Source organism: Acinetobacter halotolerans (assembly GCF_004208515.1).
GTDB lineage: Bacteria > Pseudomonadota > Gammaproteobacteria > Pseudomonadales > Moraxellaceae > Acinetobacter > Acinetobacter halotolerans.
In genome coordinates this window covers 111,734-130,918 of the sequence record NZ_SGIM01000008.1, presented here as the reverse complement: position 1 = coordinate 130,918, position 19,185 = coordinate 111,734, and the positions used below count along the sequence as shown (strand labels likewise).

Genomic DNA, 19,185 nt, shown 5'->3' with positions numbered 1-19,185 from the left:
CGTTAGGAAGACCTTTAAGAAGGTAAAGTTTCAACCACCCATGTATCTTTGATACCTCCTCCCTGAGAAGAGTTGACCACCAGCGAGCCTGCTTGCATCGCCACACGTGTTAAACCACCAGGGACAATTTCAGTCCGATATGGTGAACTCAGCACAAATGGGCGTAAATCTATATGTCGTTCTGCCACCCCTTCAGAAGTCAATGTCGGCGCAACAGATAAAGCTAAAGTTGTTTGGGCAATATATAAATGTGGTGTTTCAATAAGTTTTTGCCTGAATGCCTCGATTTGTTGTTCATTCGCTTGCGGTCCAATTAACATACCGTAGCCACCTGAGCCCTGCGCCTCTTTTACCACCAATTTTTCCAAATTTCTTAGCACATAATCAAGTTGTTCAGGATCACGGCATTGATAGGTCGGAACATTATTTAAAATGGGTGTTTCGCCTAAATAAAATTGAATCATTTGATCCACATAAGGATAAATAGATTTGTCATCTGCTACTCCTGTTCCTGGGGCATTGGCAATCACAACATTATTTTCCAGATATGCCGCCATAAGGCCAGCAACACCTAAACAGCTATCGGGTCTAAAGATTAACGGGTCTAAAAAGTCATCATCCACGCGACGATAAATCACATCAACTTGTTGGCGACCACGAATCGTTTTAATAAAAACCTTTTCATCCTCTACAAATAAATCTCGACTCGTCACCAAAGGCACATCCATTTCACGTGCTAAAAATGCATGTTCATAATAAGCACAATTAAAGCGCCCGGGTGTTAAAACCACGATTAATGGATGGTCCACATATGCATTTTCTTCTAAGATTTCTCGTAACAGGCTTGGAAATTGCTCTATACCCTGTAAATTATTACTGATACACAAATCAGGCATCAATTTTTGACTAATCTTACGGCTCTCAATCATATAGGACACACCAGATGGTGTTCTTAAATTGTCCTCAAGCACAAAGAAATCGCCCTGACTATCTCGAACAATATCGATCCCACTAATTTGTGAGTAAATTTTGCCTTGTAAGTGATGCTTTAACATATGCGGTTGAAAGGCTTCATGGGTAATCACTTGATGCGCTGAAATTACCCCCTCCTTAAGAATATTTTGTCCATGATAAATATCGTCTAGAAAATAGTTCAAGGCTTTGACGCGCTGTGTACAACCTGCTGCAATCTTTTCCCATTGTTTTTTTTCTATGACACGCGGGATCAAATCATAAGGAATGGTTCGCTCTACTCCCTCTTGATCGGCATAAACATTAAAGGTAATACCTTGATATAAAAAATGTTGTTTTGCCTCAGCACCAAGAGCTTTCAACTCATCAAGACTATGCAGGCTCAACCATTGCTCAATTTTTTTTGATGCTTCACCATTAAAACTTTGATCATCTAGCATTTCATTAAAGAACTGTGATTTAAGTTGCTCAAATAAATTTTTCGTGACATTCGGCTTTGAGATAAATGCAGATGAATGTACTGAGACTGTCGCTGTCTGATCAGGAGCGTAATATTCTGTGCTGATATCTAGGTTGTGTTCTTGTTCTGACATATAAACCTCGTCTCACCATTTATTTATTCATAAATCAAATAAGCAATTTCAGTGCCACACATATACATGACTTCTTTTTTTTGTTCAGATCTAAAATACTTAAGCAAGTTTGAGTACATTTCAGTCGTAAATACGTAATCTAAATATGATGGGCTTGCTAAATAGATATAGTTTTTTTATTGTGTCTGCTTTAGATCATTAAATTACGTACCCAGCTTATGTCATCCATACAAGAAAAAGAAACCTCAAACAGCCTTTATCGCCAATGGCAGATCTTATCGCGTCTTTCTACAGGAAAATGGATGGGCACACGAGAACTACAAGAAATACTTGAACGTGAAGGGATTGAAATTAGTCTTCGAACGATTCAACGTGATTTAAATCAAATTGCACAACGCTTTCCTATTGAAAGCAATAAGACCGTACCACAAGGTTGGCGCTGGCGTTCGGATGCACCTATACAAAGCTTGCCACATATGACCAGTTCACAAGCAGTGACCTTTATGATGGTTGAAGAACATTTACGTCACTTGCTTCCACCAAGCTTACTTGAAGAAATGACACCTTGGTTTGATCTAGCCAAACGAAGTCTCTCTACACAAAATAACGTTAGACAATGGATCAACCGCGTTCGTATTGTCCCTGCCAATCAACCATTAATTCCGCCTATGGTGGACAAAAATGCGCAACAAGCAATTTATGAGGGACTATTACAAGACAAGCAAATTGAGTGCATGTACCGAGCAAGAATCAATCAAGGTGAAGATAAGAGCTATATTTTGAATCCTCTAGCTTTGGTTCAAAAGGGTGCTGTGATTTATTTAATCTGTACGCGAAATGACAAAACTGATGTACAAACTTTTGCATTGCACCGTTTTAAAGCAGCTACAGTATTAGATAGCCGTGCATTACATCCTGTAAATTTCGATATTGATAGCTATATTGATTCCGGAGCACTGGGTTTCCGAGTTGATTATAGTAAAGCGACAGAGCTCGTTGAACTAAAACTTACCATGACTGAAAGTACCGCTCAAAGTTTCTATGAAAGTCAGCTCAGCAAAGATCAGGTCATTCAGCCTCTAGAGGAAAATATCGTTGTTGTTTCTGCTACTGTCCCTTTTACCTCGCAACTGGTATGGTGGTTAAGAAGTTTTGGTAAAAAGTTATTAAATATTGAACCAGCCGTTGTTTATAATGCGGTGAAGGAAATCAATGAAGATTAATAAATAAGTGGTCATATGCACATAACATTCTATATAATTGCATTGAAAAAATTATCATTAATCAAACACAGATAATTTATTAAAATATTTCTATTGGAAGAATTCAAATGCATAGCCCCAATAAATGTATAACTTTTCTTGGTCTCATAACTACGATTTCATTTTTATCTGCCTGTGGTGGTAGCTCTACAAGTTCGAATAGTAGTTACACCTCTCCTAAAGTAATGAGTGAAGTTAAAACTGATTTAAAATTCTTAAATACATCTCTACCCTCTGCTCAATCGACAAATGTAGATACTCCTGTATATCGCTATACTCAAATTTTTAATAAAGAAAACGATCAATTCAAAACAAGCTATCGATTAGAGTTTGATTTTGACATGGATGCAAATACGCTTTATCGCTTAGAAGCGGATTATGATACATTAATTAATGCCACACCAAACTCAGTCAAATTAATGGAATTTGAAAAAAGTGGACAAAGCATAACTTTTAAAAAAGAATTTCAATGCTCACAAAATAACAATCCATGCGCTAACATTGTAAATTCAGTCAATATGAAAACGGGCCAAGCAAAGCTTGATTTTAACAATCTATTGTTAACTAAATCATCTTGGGCAGATGGCCAGATCAATACGATTACCCTTGCGGGCTCTGTTGAAGGGTTTCTTACAGAAGCACCTAGTACAGTTCAATTACCAGCGAGTCAAGTTCACCAGCTCCAATGGTCAATTACTCCATCGGATCAAGATGGTTTAAACCTAATAAGTAACTACCACCAACTTGACTTCACAAACCATAATAAAGTCGAATTGTTTTTGGGAGATGGAACTACTATTGAAGACTCAGGAATTATTTCAATTCAAAATAATAAAGTTGAAAGTTTATATTATCAGCCTGCCTTATCTCCAAGTTTATTAGCAATCTATTGCAATCCAACAGATACTCCATGTCAAAACACATCCTACAACCCAAGCAATTATGAAGTTACTTTTAGCAATACTAAAGTCAATAGTGCTCTGGCAGGTATAGGGTATCTCAATGGCTCAACAGGATTATAAATAAAAAAGAGAACCACTTGGTTCTCTTAAACTTTTTATAATTTTTTATTTAGAAATAAGCTCAATTTTGTTCTATTAAAATAATCAAACCAATTCTTTCCCCCCATGCGATTAGAATTGGTTTGTGCCATTTCATCACTGGAATATAATTCAGCATCGGCATGCTAATTCATATCCATTGTAGCGAATCGTTTTCATCGTCATCATTAAAATCCTCTTTGTTTTGAATGTAAAAATAATATAACGAGGATTTTTCTACTTGTGAAATAACAAAGATAGGATTCAAAAGCTGATTTTTTGCTATTAAACTTTTTACATACATCCCTTTTTTTCTCCCGTTGGGAGACATATAAGGCGGCTAAACCATGATAAAAGTATTGCTGCTGGTTTTATAAATAGATGTTAAATACACAAAAACTATTCTTGCAATAATTTTTCAAAACCATGCAAATGAGTAAAACGTCCCGCATGAACTTGATATTGATCTATTTTAGCTACAAGTCTTTGAAAATGCTCTGACTGAATATGCTGATCTAAAGCAGCTCGATCAACCCATTCTTCAATAAAAACAAAGTGCCCTTTCTGCTTTATATCATGATAAAGATCATAGGCTAAACACCCAGCTTCAGCTTTTGTTTTCTCAACAAGCTCTTGATAAAGTGGTAAAACAATTTTAATTTTATCTGGCTGAATAAAATCTTCGGCAATTAATTTTAATGTCATATAACCTCCCCCTTATTCAAAAGTTTTCCATAAAAAAAGCTCTCAAAATAAATTTGAGAGCTTTTTTATCATCGACTCAGCTTATGCTGAAAATGGATGACGTAAAACAATTGTTTCTGCGCGGTCAGGACCCGTTGAAACGATATCAATTGGGCAACCAATTAACGTTTCAATACGACGTACATAAGCCAATGCATTTGCAGGCAGTTGATCAATTTGAGTCAAACCAACGGTAGACTCACTCCAACCTGGCATGGTTTCATAGATTGGCTTTAGGCTTTCAAATGAAATCGCATCTGATGAACCAGCACAGCCAGAATCTACATCTTCATAACCCACGCAGATTTTGATTTCTTCTAAACCATCTAAAACATCTAACTTCGTTAAACAGATACCTGATAAAGAGTTTACTTCAACTGAACGACGCAAAATCTCAGCATCAAACCAACCACAACGACGCTGACGACCAGTAGACGCGCCAAACTCGTGACCTACCGTTCCTAAATGACGGCCAATCGCATCACCTTGATCTGTCACTGCATCATAGTGCAACTCAGTTGGGAATGGGCCAGCACCAACACGAGTTGTATAAGCTTTGGTAATACCTAATACATAATCTAAATGAAGTGGTCCCATACCTGAACCAGAGCTCACACCACCAGCAGTTGTATTTGAACTGGTTACATATGGATAAGTACCATGATCGATGTCAAGCAATGAACCTTGCGCACCCTCGAACATGATCGCCTTACCCTCTTTGCGGTAATCATGTAACACTTTAGTCACGTCAATGACTAATGGAGCTAGTACTTCACGCCACTCATTGCAAAGCGCAAGCACATCTTCAAACTTCACTTCGTCAACGCCATAGAATTGAGAAAGTTGGAAGTTATGAAGCTCTAACATTTCCTGAAGTTTTTCTTCAAGTAACGCACCACCACGAATCAAGTCTGCTACACGCACAGCACGGCGAGCAACTTTATCTTCATAAGCTGGACCGATACCGCGACCTGTTGTACCAATTTTGGCATTTCCACGTTTTTTCTCACGTGCTTGATCAAGCGCAATATGGTTTGGCAAAATTAATGGACAGTTTGGAGAAATACGGAGACGATCTTTAACAGGTACGCCTTCTGCTTCCAAAATTGCCATTTCTTTGATTAATGCTTCAGGAGATAGAACCACACCATTTCCAATTAAGCATAATACGTTTTCACGTAAGATACCTGATGGAATGAGGTGTAATACAGTCTTCTTACCACCGACCACAAGCGTATGACCCGCGTTGTGTCCACCTTGATAGCGTACGACCGCAGCCGCTTGATCTGTGAGCAGGTCGACGATTTTACCTTTGCCTTCGTCGCCCCATTGGGTACCAAGTACCACAACATTTTTGCCCATAATAGCCTCATTACATCATGCTGTTAAAATTGGAAACCAAGCTGTGAGCTTAGCAATTAAATTTTTTCAATCATCCACTGCCCAGTGTGAGACACCATTTGATGGGTCGCATAAGGCACCGAGCTTAAATCATCATTACCTAACAATTGCACCACACGTAGACCTTGGCTTCGCGCATCTGCAATTGCTTTTAATAAGTCACGGTCATGGCCTTTAGGTGCAACTACAGTTTCTATTTCTACAAACTGGGTAGCGCCTAAAGCATATAGGTCACAACTAAATCCTGTTGCTGGACGTGCACGTCCAAAATGTTCACCAATTCCATCATAGCGCCCACCTTGTGCAAGTGGCGCAGCACGATTAGGTGCATAAATGGCATACATCAAACCGGTATGATAGTGATAACTACGTAATTCGATCACATCTATCCCAATATTCAGGTTAGACCATTGTGATTGAATTTGAGCAAATGTTGTTTTTAATGCATCAAATGCATTTTTAAAATCAACATCATTCAAAATATCTGGGCTTAAATGCGTTTGTAATGCATCAAGATCACTTGCATAACGACCTAATGCATAAAAATCAGCGCCCATTGCTAAGTCTTGGGTAAATTCCTCTAACTCAGGCAATGCTTTACGTTGATACAAATCCGACAGTTGGTTTTCGGTATTTTTATTTAATCCTGCTCGTTTGACCAAGCTGCGGAATAAACCAACATGTCCCAAATCTAAATGAACCCCTTCTAAGGTATGCGCATGTTCGATTAAACCTAACATCACATCAATCATTTCAACATCAGCTTCGATGCTGTCATGACCATACAACTCCGCACCTAACTGTAAAGGTGTACGCGTTGCATTAAAGTTCTGTGCTTTTGTATGTAACACTGTGCCTGCATAGCAATAACGTGCAACACCTTCAACGGGAAGAACATGTGCATCAATACGCGCAACTTGCGGTGTCATATCCGCACGAATTCCAAGCAAACGACCAGATAGTTGATCAATCACTTTGAAAGTAACTAAATCTAAATCTTGATTGGATTCGGAAAGTGAGGACAACGATTCGATGTGTTCAATAAATGGCGTATAGACCAATTGATAACCTCGAACTGCGAGGAAATCTAAAGCTTCTCGGCGCAGAGTTTCAACCACTTGCGCTTGTTCGGGTAATACATCTGCTACCCCGTCAGGGAGCAACCATGTCTCTGAAATGGTCATGTTCAAACCTAAAATCTGTTCACCGTGGAAGCATCCACACAAAAAGCAGCCACATAAAAAAATCGGGTGAATGCCCGATTCAGCGTAGTGTAGCATGAAGATTTATGCGATGCACCTGAGAATTTGAATAAAAACTGCTTATTCTACTCTCTAAAAAACAAACAGATTTTATATAATTAACCAATATTTTCAATAGATTATTACTATAGATTTGGCTCAAAAATCCAAGTTCGCTGTCCAAAGAACAGCCCAATACCTGAACGACCAATTCACAAAAGGACGAGTCAAAGAAAATAAATAAGATTTATATTTAAATGTGGATACTGATCATTTTGGGAAAACAGATGATAAATTTACTTAATGAAAGATTTTGCTCCACTACAATAGCCCGCAGCATCATACCCATCTCGAATTTGGTTTAAAACGTTTTGTATGTGCCATTCAAGATCATCTTGATTGCAGTAATACTCATTTATTTTCCCAAACTCAAAAAAAGATGAACGATTAAAACCATCTTCAATATCATTAAACCAGATAACTGTATTACCAATAATCGCGACCACCCAAAAACCATTACCAATATCACCATACGGTTCTTGGCTCCACTTTTGAGGGTATAGTTTTATTACTTCCCAAAGCCTTCGCTGCTCTAAAGTCATTCGAGAATAAGATGCATTAATAGTATCTAATATTTCGACTTCTTCCATAGGAGTCCAATCCATCACTATGCTCTTTTCTAACTTTCGGGTTATAACTTAATCGCTTTTAATATTCAAATTAGTCGATCGATAAGTAACTTAGTATCAAGAATTCTTATTCCCAGTTTTAATCATCATTTCCAAAACATTCACCAACTCAACATTTTGCTTTTCCAGTGCAGCAACATTGGCGATCATTTTATCGAGTACTTCTTGCTGAGTATGCATTTTCTTGGCTAGGTCCTGCATAATTTCTAAACTCTTTTTAAGATGCAGCTCTAAATGCAAAACTTTTTCTTCGACCTGTAAAACCTGAGCATCATAGTTTGACACTTTTTCATTCTTAAACTGCAACCAAAACAAGAATATAACTGCCAAGAATAAAAGCGTTATAAATCCCCAAATCAATATCAATGTCATTTATTTCCCCAAGTTAATAACCTTCTTTCATCATTATTTAGCTACTTCGTATTTCACCTAGAGCGAGAAACCAAAGTAATCGAATTTTATAAATTTTAAACTAAATAATTCACACAAATGATTCACATAAATCAAGCAAACGATTTGCATATCCCCATTCATTATCATACCACGCAAAAACTTTCGCTTGATGGCCGACAACGATAGTTTGAGTTAAATCAACAATTAAAGAATAAGGTGAATGATTGAAGTCACTAGACACAAGATCTTCATCCGTGACTTGCATGATCTGTGCATAATCAAATTGCGCTGCTTTATTTAATACTTCATTGACTTTGTGAACGGTAATCGGCGCATGTGACACAAAAGTTAAATCAATCGCAGCAACATTAATCGTCGGTACTCGGATCGAATAGCCATCAATTCGATTTTCCATTTTCGGCATGACACGCTTGAGTGCACCTAATGCACTCGAAGTTGTTGGAATAATATTTTGTCCTGATGCCCTAGCACGACGTAAATCTCGATGTGCGTGATCAAGTACCGATTGATCTGCGGTCACTGCATGAATTTCAGTCATTAAAGCTGTTTCAATACCGAATGCGTCATCGATAATCTTGACCAATGGAACCAAGGCTTGTGTGGTGCACGAGACACTGGAAATAATTTGGTCTGTTGCTTTGACATCGGCATGATTGACACCATACACAATTGCAGCATCCACAGAATCAAATGGAGCAGCCCCGATAATGACTCGTTTTGCCCCTGCTTCTATGTGACGTGTCGCATCCGCTCTGGAACGGAACAAACCCGTACACTCAAGTACGACATCAATCTTTAGATGATCCCATGGCAATAATTCAGGCTCAGCTTGTTTAAATATTTGTAATTTTAATTGACGTTGGTTGGATTGAATACTCAGAAAAATTTGTTCATTTTCAATTTGTATTTCGACTTGCCCAGCAAAACGTCCGTGTGTAGTGTCATATTTAAACAAATGGACTAAGGTTTGTACGTCAGCAATATCATTAATCGCAACGATTTCAAATTGAAAATGCTTAGGGTTTTCAAACCACGCACGTAATACATTCCGACCAATTCTGCCAAATCCATTAATCGCGATACGTTGCATGTAGAACCCTTATTCATAAAAACATCATCTTTGTGTATCAATATCTACTGATACTCTATTTATCAAGTATCAACAAACTCCTCTATGGTAAAACATGAGTAGCGCTGTTGAATATAGATTTTTAGCTTAATCACAGTTTTATATGATATTGCTTGTAAAATCGTTGGTTGCACAGGTAATTTCCGTTATAATTTAGCACTTTCAAAATTATGGACGCTTGGTTGTGAGTACTCGTTTTATGACATCCGCTGAAATCCGTGAAGCATTTTTGCGTTACTTCGAATCGCAAGGGCATACACGTGTCGCTTCGAGTTCACTTGTTCCCGCCAACGACCCAACTTTGCTATTTACCAATGCTGGTATGAACCAGTTTAAAGATTGCTTCTTAGGTTTAGAAAAGCGCGAATATGTTCGTGCAGTTTCATCACAAAAATGTGTCCGCGCTGGTGGTAAACATAACGACCTAGATAATGTCGGTTATACCGCTCGTCACCATACTTTCTTTGAAATGTTAGGTAACTTCTCCTTTGGCGATTATTTCAAACGTGATGCCCTTAAGTTTGCTTGGGATTTCTTAACTGGCGAACAGTGGTTAGCGCTCCCTAAAGATCGTTTATACGTGACGGTTTATCATACAGACGATGAAGCCTTTGATATTTGGAATAAAGAAATTGGTTTAGATGCTGAACGTATTATCCGAATTGGCGATAATAAAGGTGGTCAATACGCTTCAGATAACTTCTGGGCAATGGGTGATACGGGTCCTTGCGGTCCTTGTTCTGAAATTTTCTTTGATCATGGCGATCATATCTGGGGTGGTTTACCAGGTTCACCTGAAGAAGACGGTGATCGCTTTATTGAGATTTGGAATAACGTTTTCATGCAGTTCAATCGTACTGCAGATGGCGTAATGCACCCTCTTCCAGCACCATCGGTTGATACTGGTATGGGCTTGGAACGTATTTCGGCTGTACTTCAACATGTCAATTCAAACTACGAAATTGATCTGTTCCAGCACTTATTAAAAGCGGCAGCTGAAATCATTGGTTTAGATACAACGGCACTTGAGGCTGAAGCGAAAGAACAAAATAAACCTGTTGAATATCCAGCTTCTTTAAAAGTAATTGCTGATCATGCCCGTTCATGCTCATTCTTAATTGCTGATGGTGTAAATCCTTCAAACGAAGGTCGCGGTTATGTATTACGCCGCATTATTCGCCGTGCAGTACGTCATGGTAATAAATTAGGTGCTACAGGTTCATTCTTCTACAAGATGTTGCAACCTCTGATTGAAGTGATGGGCGATGCGTATCCTGAACTTGCAGCACAGCAAACACGCATCGAGGCACAGCTTCTTAAAGAAGAAGAACAATTTGCAAAAACACTTGAACAAGGTTTGAAGCTATTAGAGGCTGAACTTGTTCAACTTAAAGGTAATGTGATTGCGGGTGAAACGGTATTTAAACTTTATGATACTTATGGTTTCCCGACTGACTTGACCGCTGATATTGCGCGTGAGCGTGACCTGACGATTGATGAAGCAGGTTTTGAAGTAGAGATGGCAGCACAACGCCAACGTGCGCGTGATGCTGGCAAATTCGCAGTTGACTATAACAGCATTGTTAAAGTTGAAGGTGAAACACAATTTGATGGCTATGATGCAACACAAGGTCAAGGTCAAATTGTTGCAATCTATAAAGACGGCGTTCAAGTTGATGAAATCCATGAAGGCGATGAAGCACTGATCGTTTTAAACCAAACCCCTTTCTATGCGGAAAGTGGCGGTCAAATCGGTGACACGGGTATTTTCAAAAACGATACGGGCATCTTCGAAGTTCAAGATACCAAGAAATCTGGTGGTGCATTTGTACATCAAGGTATCGTGACTGTGGGTAGCCTCAAAGCAACGCAGAATGTTGAAGCAACAGTTAAAGCAGACATTCGTGATGCGACTGCGCGTAACCACTCTGCGACTCACCTGTTACATGCTGCTTTACGTCAGATTTTAGGTTCACACGTACAGCAAAAAGGTTCTCTGGTTGCAAGTGACATTTTACGTTTTGACTTTGCCAATGATCAGCCTGTTTCATTTGAAGAGTTGCAACAAATTGAGCGTTTGGTCAATGCTGAAGTTATTGCCAATACCCCCGTTAACACTGAACTGCTTGATATTGAATCTGCCAAATCCAAAGGTGCAATGATGCTTTTTGGTGAAAAATATGGTGATGAGGTTCGTGTACTTTCAATGGGTTCTGTGATTGATGAAAAGAATTTCTCGATCGAGCTTTGCGGTGGTATCCACGTGAAGCGTACAGGTGATATCGGTTTATTCAAAATCACGTCTGAAGGTGGTGTTGCAGCAGGTATCCGTCGTATTGAAGCTGTGACTGGTACTCAAGCACTTGACGTTATTCAGAAAGCAGATGCTGATATTCAAACGATCAATAGCTTGTTAAAAGCACAAAAAGATCAAACTGTAGAAAAAGTTGAAGCAATTGCTGAAACTGCTTCCGCTTTGCAAAAGCAAATCGAGCAATTAAATCAAAAATTAGCAAGCTTTCAAGCCGCTGATTTGCTTGATCAAGTGAAAGAAATTGCAGGTCGTCAAACACTGATTACTACGGTAAAAGGTTTGGATGCAAAATCATTACGCAATTTGCATGACAGCGTAAAATCAAAATTGGAAGATGCAGTCATTATTTTAGCTGGCGTTGATGGTGATAAAGTGAGTTTAATCGCCTCTGTCGCTAAACAACATGCTGCACATCTAAAAGCAGGTGACATCATCAAACACTTGGCTCAAGAGCTAGGTGGCAAAGGTGGTGGTAAACCTGACTTAGCACAAGGTGGCGCGCCACTAAACGAGAAGTTTGATCAAGTGATTGCAGCACTGCCTGCTTGGCTTGAGCAATAAGAACTTCACTTTTGTGTAACTGACCCTGATGCCATTCAGGGTCATGGCTTATATGGAATAACTATGGCTTTAATCGTTCAAAAATATGGCGGTACTTCGATGGGTACTCCTGAGCGCATTTTAAATGTTGCTCGTCGTGTCAAGCGTTGGCATGATCATGGTCACAAAGTGGTTGTGGTTGTGTCTGCAATGAGTGGTGAAACCAACCGCTTACTTGCGCTTGCAAAGGCCATTACCAGCACCCCTGACCCACGTGAACTAGATCAAATGGTGTCAACGGGTGAACAAGTAACGATTTCCATGTTAGCTATGGCACTGAATTCAATTGGTGTAGATGCTAAATCATATACAGGTCGTCAAGTTGGTATTAAAACTGACAGCGCATTTACCAAAGCACGTATCGAATCAATTGACACAGATATCATGACCGAAGATTTAGACGCTGGTCGTGTATTGGTTGTTGCGGGCTTTCAGGGCTTCGATGCCAAAGGCAATACCACAACTTTAGGTCGCGGTGGTTCAGATACCTCTGGTGTCGCGCTTGCTGCTGCATTAAAAGCAGATGAATGTCAAATTTACACGGATGTCGATGGTGTTTATACCACTGACCCGCGTGTTGCTCCTAAAGCAAAGAAAATTGATCGTATTTCTTTTGAAGAAATGTTAGAAATGGCATCTTTAGGTTCAAAAGTTTTACAAATTCGCTCTGTTGAATTCGCAGGTAAATATCAAGTTCCATTGCGCGTATTATCTAGTTTTGACAATGATGATGATGGTATTTTTGATGAAGAATTCAAACAAAATGTAGGCACACTAATTACCACTGAGGCAGAAGACGATATGGAACAACCAATCATCGCAGGTATTGCATTTAACCGTGACGAAGCAAAATTAACGATTTTGGGTGTTCCTGACGAACCAGGTATTGCGTCTAAAATCTTGTCGCCGATCAGCAATGCCAATATCGAAGTGGATATGATTATCCAAAATGTAGAAGAAGATGGAACAACTGATTTTACGTTTACCGTGAACCGTAATGATCTAGCGAAAGCAAAAGCGATTTTAGATCAAACAGCAAGTAGCATTGAAGGATGTGAAGTTGTAACACGTGATGATATTGTTAAAGTATCTATCGTTGGTGTTGGCATGCGCTCTCATGCTGGTGTTGCGAGCAAAATGTTCACAGCATTGGCTGAAGAAAGTATTAATATTCTCATGATTTCTACATCAGAAATTAAAGTTTCTGTCATCATCGAAGAAAACTATCTTGAGCTAGCAGTTCGTTGTTTACATACAGCTTTTGGTTTAGACCGCGAACACGGCGAAAGCAGTGTACGTGCTTAATTATTAGCTAGTTAAACATATTTACTTTCATGTAAATAGTAAAAAAAACAGAGCCACTATAGTTTTTTTTATAGTGGCTCTGTTATATTAGCCTTGAGGTTTTTCAGAAAGTTCTCACAAAACTTACGAAAAAAATTTTTTTACATATTTTTGTTAGAATTTTCTGTATATTAGGCTGTGCTTTCAAATAATGAATTCCCTGTCGCAAGTTTTAAGCGTTTAGCAAGGAGATAAACATGCTGATTCTGACCCGTCGTGTCGGAGAAACATTAATGATTGGGGATCAAGTCAGTGTTACTGTGCTTGGCGTAAAAGGCAATCAGGTGCGTATTGGTGTAAATGCTCCAAAAGAAGTTTCTGTGCATCGTGAGGAAATTTACCAACGTATCCAACATGAACGTGCCATGCATGAGCATTTACAACATCTTGATCAAGACTATCAACATCCTTCGTATGAAGAAGAGAATGCTACCGATTTCACTCAACATAATAATTTTAATCGTTGATATGAAAAACTCTTCTCAAATAATTAAAGCGACTTATCTTAGTCGCTTTAATTATTTTTAGACTTCGTATTTTTTAATTCACAATAGACCCAAAGCTTTCTTGACAGGTCCATAACTGCGACGATGCTCATCGATCACACCGTGAACAGCAATTGCTTCGAAATGTGCTTTTGTTGGGTAACCTTTATGCTTGGCAAAACCAAAATCAGGATATTGCTGATCTAAGATCTGCATTTGGCGATCACGGGTGACTTTCGCCAAAATACTCGCTGCGCTGATCTCAGCATGGCTCGCATCTCCCCCCACAATAGCTTCACATGGAATCGTGATTCCTTTCGGAATTTGATTGCCATCGACGATAACTTTAATCGGTTGAGTTTTTAAAGTTTCAACTGCCCTGCGCATTGCCAAAAAAGTGGCTTGTAAAATATTAAACTCATCTATTTCATGATGATTTGCTTCAGCAATCGACCATGCAATCGCTTTCTCTTGTATCTCTAAAAAAAGTTTTTCACGCTTTTTTTCGGTTAACTTTTTAGAGTCATTTAGACCTTCAATAGGGTTATTCGGATCTAAGATCACAGCAGCAGCAACTACAGAACCGACCAGAGGTCCACGACCTGCTTCATCAACACCAGCAACAAACATATTTAAACTCTCAAAAAGGCTGATGACTCAGCCTCATATATTACTTCTATTACTTCGCTTGTTTTAAAGCTTCATTTACACACGCGTTCACAGTTTCAGAAACCACTTTATTCACAATCGTTGCACGTGCAGATGGGTCAATTGCAGCTGTTGCTAACTCAAAAGTAGTAACGCTTTCTGGCGCTTTATCGCTGACACAACCACAAACATTGGTTTGAATATCATTACGCTGTTCTGTAGTCATATAACGTGTCGCTGTTTTCCAAGCTGCAACATTATTGATTTCATTTAAACATTTTGCGTTTACAGCAACTTTAAGTGCTGCGACACCAAGCTGCTGCGAAGTCGTCGCTGAATTATTTGTATCTGTCGCAGCACATCCTGCAAATGCTAAAACAACGGGAGCAATAACCAATACCAACTTTTTCATATTTTTAACCTGTATCTAAATTTTTGGCAGGCGTATTGTGCCTAAAAGGCAAACTTTATGATATGACTCAAAGTTATCTTTACATAATATAACAGTGATAACTGGCCTATTTTAGCTTGACCGTTCTAACGATAAAACGCTCTGTTACAGATACGCCATATGAGGAGGAAAAACGGATATTTAAAATCAAAGCACATAAATCTCAGCTAGGATGTTGCGATGTCAACCTCTACACAATACTACACACGCACTGCCCAAGTTTTGCATTGGCTCATGGCTGCTATTTTTATTGTCGCTTGGCTTATCGGCTTTTATAGTGGTAATTTTCTCAGCTATGACGTAGATGGTAGTTTTAAAGGAAGTGTGATTACACTACATAAAAATATCGCAACTACAATTATCTTCTTAGTCGTCATTCGTATTTTTTGGCGTTACACCCACCCCGTCCCACAATTACCGAACACCATGTCGCCGACGATGAAAACACTGGCGCATGTTGGACATTTTTTACTTTATTTAATGCTTTTGGCTTTACCGATTACCGGTTGTTTATTTAGTTGGAGCGCAGGACACCCAGCTCCAGTTTTATATTTATTTGAGATACCACGCTTAGTACAAGACAACCCTGAGCTTCTGGCGATCGTTAAACCCTTACACATATACATATCTTGGTTTGCCGGCTTACTGATTGTTGGGCATGCTTTAGCCGCGATTAAACATCATTTTATTGACAAAGATAATGTATTGCTGAGTATGATACGTCGCCCAAAATAATTTTTGATCATAAAAAAACCGCTTTACGCGGTTTTTTTTAACTTAGATTTTCTTTACTTCATCAATCCACTTTTGCTTATCTTCATCAGAAATAAATGAAGCCTCAAAAGAGTTAATGGCAAGTTGTTTTAATTCATCATGGCTTAAATCTAAAGCCTGTTGAATGGCAAAGAAATTATCATTCATATAACCACCGAAATATGAAGGATCATCCGAGTTCACGGTCACATGTACGCCCTTTTGCAATAAACGGCGGATATTGTGCTCACCCATATCTTTTACAACACACAGCTTTAAATTACTCAAAGGACATACGGTTAAAGGCATCTTCTCTTCAATTAAACGAGCCATAAGCTGCTCATCTTCTTCAGAACGTACACCATGATCAATACGGTTAACTTTGAGTAAATCCAAAGCTTCCCAGATATACGCTGGAGGGCCTTCTTCACCTGCATGTGCAACAATCAAGAAACCTGCTTCACGCGCTTTAGCAAATACACGCTCAAATTTTGCTGGCGGATGCCCGACTTCACTTGAATCTAGTCCAATTGCGATAATATCATCTTTGAATGGCAATGCTTGCTCAAGTGTCTCAAAAGCTTTCTCTTCACTTAAATGACGCAAGAAACACATGATTAACTGTGAACTAATCCCAAGCTTATCTTTGGCATCTTTACAAGCACGTTTTAAGCCAGCAATGACGGTAGCAAACTCCACACCACGCTCAGTATGTGTTTGAGGGTCGAAGAACATTTCTGTATGCACGACTCGATCTTCAGCACATTTTTCAAAATATGCCCAAGCAAGATCATAAAAGTCTTGTTCATGCACAAGTACGTTTGCGCCTGCATAATAAATATCTAGAAAAGATTGAAGATTATGGAAGTTATAAGCTTGCTTCACTTCTTCAACAGATTGGTAAGGAATCTGAATCTGATTACGCTGTGCAATTGCAAACATCAGTTCTGGTTCAAAAGTCCCTTCAATATGCACATGCAATTCGGCTTTGGGTAAAGCACGAATCAGCTCGACTTGATTCATATTAACTCCACGTCTAAATAAAAAGGGTGTTGCCAAAATGGGTACACCCCTTTTTATGATTCTCTTTGAAAAAATGAGCTGCGATGAAAGCAGCTCAAAAAAGAGAATGTTAAAAAATACTCAGCTTACCCGCCAAATGCAGCAAACTTAAACACCCAAAGTGCAGCGATGATCCAAACCATATAAGGGACTGTTTTTGCCTTACCCGTAAGAAGTTTAACCAATGCATAGCTAATAAAACCCATTGCGATACCATCTGCAATTGAATAGGTAAATGGCATAAATACAATGGTTAAAAATGCTGGAACTGCCTCAGTAATATCATCCCAATCAATATGAGTGATACCCTGAATCATTAATACACCAATGAATAACAATGCTGGTGCGGTCGCGAAACCTGGTACAGATTGCGCAAGTGGTGCAAGGAATAAACATCCCACAAATAATACCGCAACCACGACAGCCGTTAAACCTGTACGCCCCCCTGCTGCAACACCAGAAGCAGATTCGATATAAGGTGTGGTTGAAGATGTCCCTAATGCAGCACCTGCAACAATTGCAGATGAATCAGCAAACAAGGCTTTCTTCAAACGCGGTAATTTGCCATCTTTCAACAAACCAGCGCGATGAGAAACCCCAACCAAAGTTCCTGTACTGTCAAATAGATCGACAATGAAAAATACGAAAATAACGCCGATCATGCTTGCTGTAAATAAGCCTTCAAAATCCATTTGCATGAATGTTGGCGCTAGAGATGGAACTTGACCAACAACACCTTTAAATTCATTTAGACCCAAAGCAGTGGCTATCGCAGTAACAACCAAAATACTGATAATGATTGCACCACGAATTTTAAACTGGTGTAACACCACAATCATTAAAAAGCCAAATAAAGCCAACAATACAGAGGGTTGCTTAATATCACCCAAACCCACTAAAGTCGCTGGATTATCAACAATAATACCTGCATTTTTTAGCGCAATTAAGGCAAGGAATAAACCAATACCACCGCCAATCGCCAACTTCAGTGACATCGGGATCGCGTTGACAATTGCTTCACGAATCTTCATAAAGCTAATCGCTAAGAATACGATTCCTGAAATAAACACCGCAGCCAAAGCAGTTTCCCAAGGAACCCCCATACCCAAACAAACAGAATAGGTAAAATAGGCATTCAACCCCATACCAGGTGCCAGGGCAATTGGGTAGTTAGCGATTAATCCCATCACCAAACAGCCAATGGCAGCAGCCAAACAGGTGGCAACAAATACAGCACCATGATCCATTCCAGTTTCAGAAAGAATCATTGGGTTTACAATAATGATGTAACACATGGTCAAAAATGTAGTTACACCTGCTAGAACTTCTGTTCTAAAGTTGGTTTTGTTTTCACTTAACTTAAATAAGCGTTCTAACCAACCTGCCGAAGCATTAGGCGTTGCCATAATAGCACCTGTCAAAATCTAAGATCGTAGGAGATGAAATCTATACCTTTGTGTTTCAAACGTTTTTTGAATTCACACCAAAAGGTATCTAAAGCTAAAAGCAATCTATATGCCAGCTTGATACGTGTTACACCGAAAAAATGGATAAATCGAATTTCGCTATCGAAATGTAAAAAGCCGCATAACAAGATGCAGCTTTTTAATTAATGGTAAATATTTTAACAGATTCTATAGAAAACTTGGCTATCGGAAATTAAAAAAAGTTCATTGAATCGAACATAACAATGCATCAATTTGTGCCATCAAATCACTAAAATGCCCAATCATTTATGTTGCTGTTCAAAAGCGGGCATATTGGTATGAGGGTTATGCTGAATTTCAGTCAAACTATACTCAGCATCATGAACAATTTTCATAAGTTCTTGTCGCTTTTTGTTTTGAGCATCAATATACGTTGAATAACCTAAAATAAAGCTTGAGACGAATAGCAGTAGTATAAGTACAATTTTCATTATTATTATCTCTGATTTAGAGTTTTCTTCCATACTAGCAAAGAACATGATGGATTCGACATTTTTAAATATAAATAGTGAAAAAAAGCAAAAAAGAAACTACTGTATGACGTGTCTATCCTTAA

At 38.8% G+C, this 19,185-nt stretch carries 18 protein-coding genes; 6 read left to right on the top strand and 12 right to left on the bottom strand.

The annotated features are described in order from the left end of the window. Positions 1 to 14 precede the first annotated feature (14 nt). On the bottom strand, positions 15 to 1,565 hold the full coding sequence (locus EXE30_RS10850; protein ID WP_130162393.1) for a circularly permuted type 2 ATP-grasp protein: 1,551 nt from the start codon (positions 1,563 to 1,565) through the stop codon (positions 15 to 17). Between the two features lie 218 nt (positions 1,566 to 1,783). Between EXE30_RS10850 and EXE30_RS15970 the strand changes: the two genes are divergently transcribed. Both EXE30_RS15970 and EXE30_RS10840 read left to right on the top strand, forming a co-directional pair. Next, positions 1,784 to 2,788 carry a helix-turn-helix transcriptional regulator gene (locus EXE30_RS15970; protein WP_130162392.1) on the top strand — a complete coding sequence of 335 codons (1,005 nt, stop codon included), beginning with the start codon at positions 1,784 to 1,786 and terminating at the stop codon, positions 2,786 to 2,788. A 107-nt stretch (positions 2,789 to 2,895) separates the two neighbouring features. Then, positions 2,896 to 3,849 carry a hypothetical protein gene (locus tag EXE30_RS10840; RefSeq protein ID WP_130162391.1) on the top strand — a complete coding sequence of 318 codons (954 nt, stop codon included), beginning with the start codon at positions 2,896 to 2,898 and terminating at the stop codon, positions 3,847 to 3,849. Positions 3,850 to 4,266: 417 nt separating this feature from the next. Here EXE30_RS10840 and EXE30_RS10835 read toward each other — a convergent pair whose 3' ends face one another. The 6 genes from EXE30_RS10835 to EXE30_RS10810 form a co-directional block, all read right to left on the bottom strand. Beyond that, positions 4,267 to 4,572, bottom strand: coding sequence for a putative quinol monooxygenase (locus tag EXE30_RS10835; RefSeq protein WP_130162390.1), 306 nt, complete (start codon positions 4,570 to 4,572; stop codon positions 4,267 to 4,269). 81 nt (positions 4,573 to 4,653) lie between these two features. Further along, the gene (locus EXE30_RS10830) at positions 4,654 to 5,973 is read right to left on the bottom strand and encodes an adenylosuccinate synthase (RefSeq protein WP_004670618.1); all 1,320 of its coding nucleotides are present in this window, start codon (positions 5,971 to 5,973) and stop codon (positions 4,654 to 4,656) included. Positions 5,974 to 6,029: 56 nt separating this feature from the next. After that, the gene (locus tag EXE30_RS10825) at positions 6,030 to 7,196 is read right to left on the bottom strand and encodes an ATP phosphoribosyltransferase regulatory subunit (RefSeq protein ID WP_130162389.1); all 1,167 of its coding nucleotides are present in this window, start codon (positions 7,194 to 7,196) and stop codon (positions 6,030 to 6,032) included. Positions 7,197 to 7,549: 353 nt separating this feature from the next. After that, positions 7,550 to 7,918 (bottom strand): hypothetical protein, encoded by a 369-nt coding sequence (locus EXE30_RS10820; protein ID WP_130162388.1) that lies wholly within the window; start codon positions 7,916 to 7,918, stop codon positions 7,550 to 7,552. An 81-nt stretch (positions 7,919 to 7,999) separates the two neighbouring features. Then, entirely contained in the window at positions 8,000 to 8,314 is a 315-nt protein-coding gene (locus EXE30_RS10815) for a hypothetical protein (protein WP_130162387.1), read from the bottom strand. A 109-nt stretch (positions 8,315 to 8,423) separates the two neighbouring features. Beyond that, positions 8,424 to 9,446 carry a type I glyceraldehyde-3-phosphate dehydrogenase gene (locus tag EXE30_RS10810; protein WP_130162386.1) on the bottom strand — a complete coding sequence of 341 codons (1,023 nt, stop codon included), beginning with the start codon at positions 9,444 to 9,446 and terminating at the stop codon, positions 8,424 to 8,426. A gap of 223 nt (positions 9,447 to 9,669) precedes the next feature. Here EXE30_RS10810 and alaS point away from each other — a divergent pair, with 223 nt between their 5' ends. From alaS to csrA, 3 genes are all read left to right on the top strand, one after another. Further along, positions 9,670 to 12,360 carry an alanine--tRNA ligase gene (gene alaS / locus EXE30_RS10805; protein WP_171457363.1) on the top strand — a complete coding sequence of 897 codons (2,691 nt, stop codon included), beginning with the start codon at positions 9,670 to 9,672 and terminating at the stop codon, positions 12,358 to 12,360. A 63-nt stretch (positions 12,361 to 12,423) separates the two neighbouring features. Next, the gene (locus EXE30_RS10800; RefSeq protein ID WP_004670609.1) at positions 12,424 to 13,704 is read left to right on the top strand and encodes an aspartate kinase; all 1,281 of its coding nucleotides are present in this window, start codon (positions 12,424 to 12,426) and stop codon (positions 13,702 to 13,704) included. Between the two features lie 236 nt (positions 13,705 to 13,940). Then, positions 13,941 to 14,210 carry a carbon storage regulator CsrA gene (csrA, locus tag EXE30_RS10795; protein ID WP_005197554.1) on the top strand — a complete coding sequence of 90 codons (270 nt, stop codon included), beginning with the start codon at positions 13,941 to 13,943 and terminating at the stop codon, positions 14,208 to 14,210. 78 nt (positions 14,211 to 14,288) lie between these two features. Here the strand turns inward: csrA and rnhB are convergent, their stop codons facing one another. After that, positions 14,289 to 14,858: a ribonuclease HII gene (gene rnhB / locus EXE30_RS10790; RefSeq protein ID WP_130162385.1), complete on the bottom strand. Its 570-nt coding sequence runs from the start codon at positions 14,856 to 14,858 to the stop codon at positions 14,289 to 14,291. Positions 14,859 to 14,907: 49 nt separating this feature from the next. Beyond that, the gene (locus EXE30_RS10785) at positions 14,908 to 15,288 is read right to left on the bottom strand and encodes a hypothetical protein (protein WP_130162384.1); all 381 of its coding nucleotides are present in this window, start codon (positions 15,286 to 15,288) and stop codon (positions 14,908 to 14,910) included. Positions 15,289 to 15,507: 219 nt separating this feature from the next. Here EXE30_RS10785 and EXE30_RS10780 point away from each other — a divergent pair, with 219 nt between their 5' ends. Further along, on the top strand, positions 15,508 to 16,062 hold the full coding sequence (locus EXE30_RS10780) for a cytochrome b (RefSeq protein ID WP_130162383.1): 555 nt from the start codon (positions 15,508 to 15,510) through the stop codon (positions 16,060 to 16,062). A gap of 42 nt (positions 16,063 to 16,104) precedes the next feature. Here EXE30_RS10780 and EXE30_RS10775 read toward each other — a convergent pair whose 3' ends face one another. From EXE30_RS10775 to EXE30_RS10765, 3 genes are all read right to left on the bottom strand, one after another. Beyond that, complete coding sequence (locus tag EXE30_RS10775) at positions 16,105 to 17,103, bottom strand: adenosine deaminase (RefSeq protein ID WP_130162382.1); 999 nt, start codon at positions 17,101 to 17,103, stop codon at positions 16,105 to 16,107. Between the two features lie 125 nt (positions 17,104 to 17,228). After that, the gene (locus tag EXE30_RS10770) at positions 17,229 to 18,548 is read right to left on the bottom strand and encodes an NCS2 family permease (RefSeq protein ID WP_130162381.1); all 1,320 of its coding nucleotides are present in this window, start codon (positions 18,546 to 18,548) and stop codon (positions 17,229 to 17,231) included. 323 nt (positions 18,549 to 18,871) lie between these two features. Next, positions 18,872 to 19,060 carry a hypothetical protein gene (locus EXE30_RS10765; RefSeq protein ID WP_130162380.1) on the bottom strand — a complete coding sequence of 63 codons (189 nt, stop codon included), beginning with the start codon at positions 19,058 to 19,060 and terminating at the stop codon, positions 18,872 to 18,874. Positions 19,061 to 19,185 lie beyond the last annotated feature (125 nt).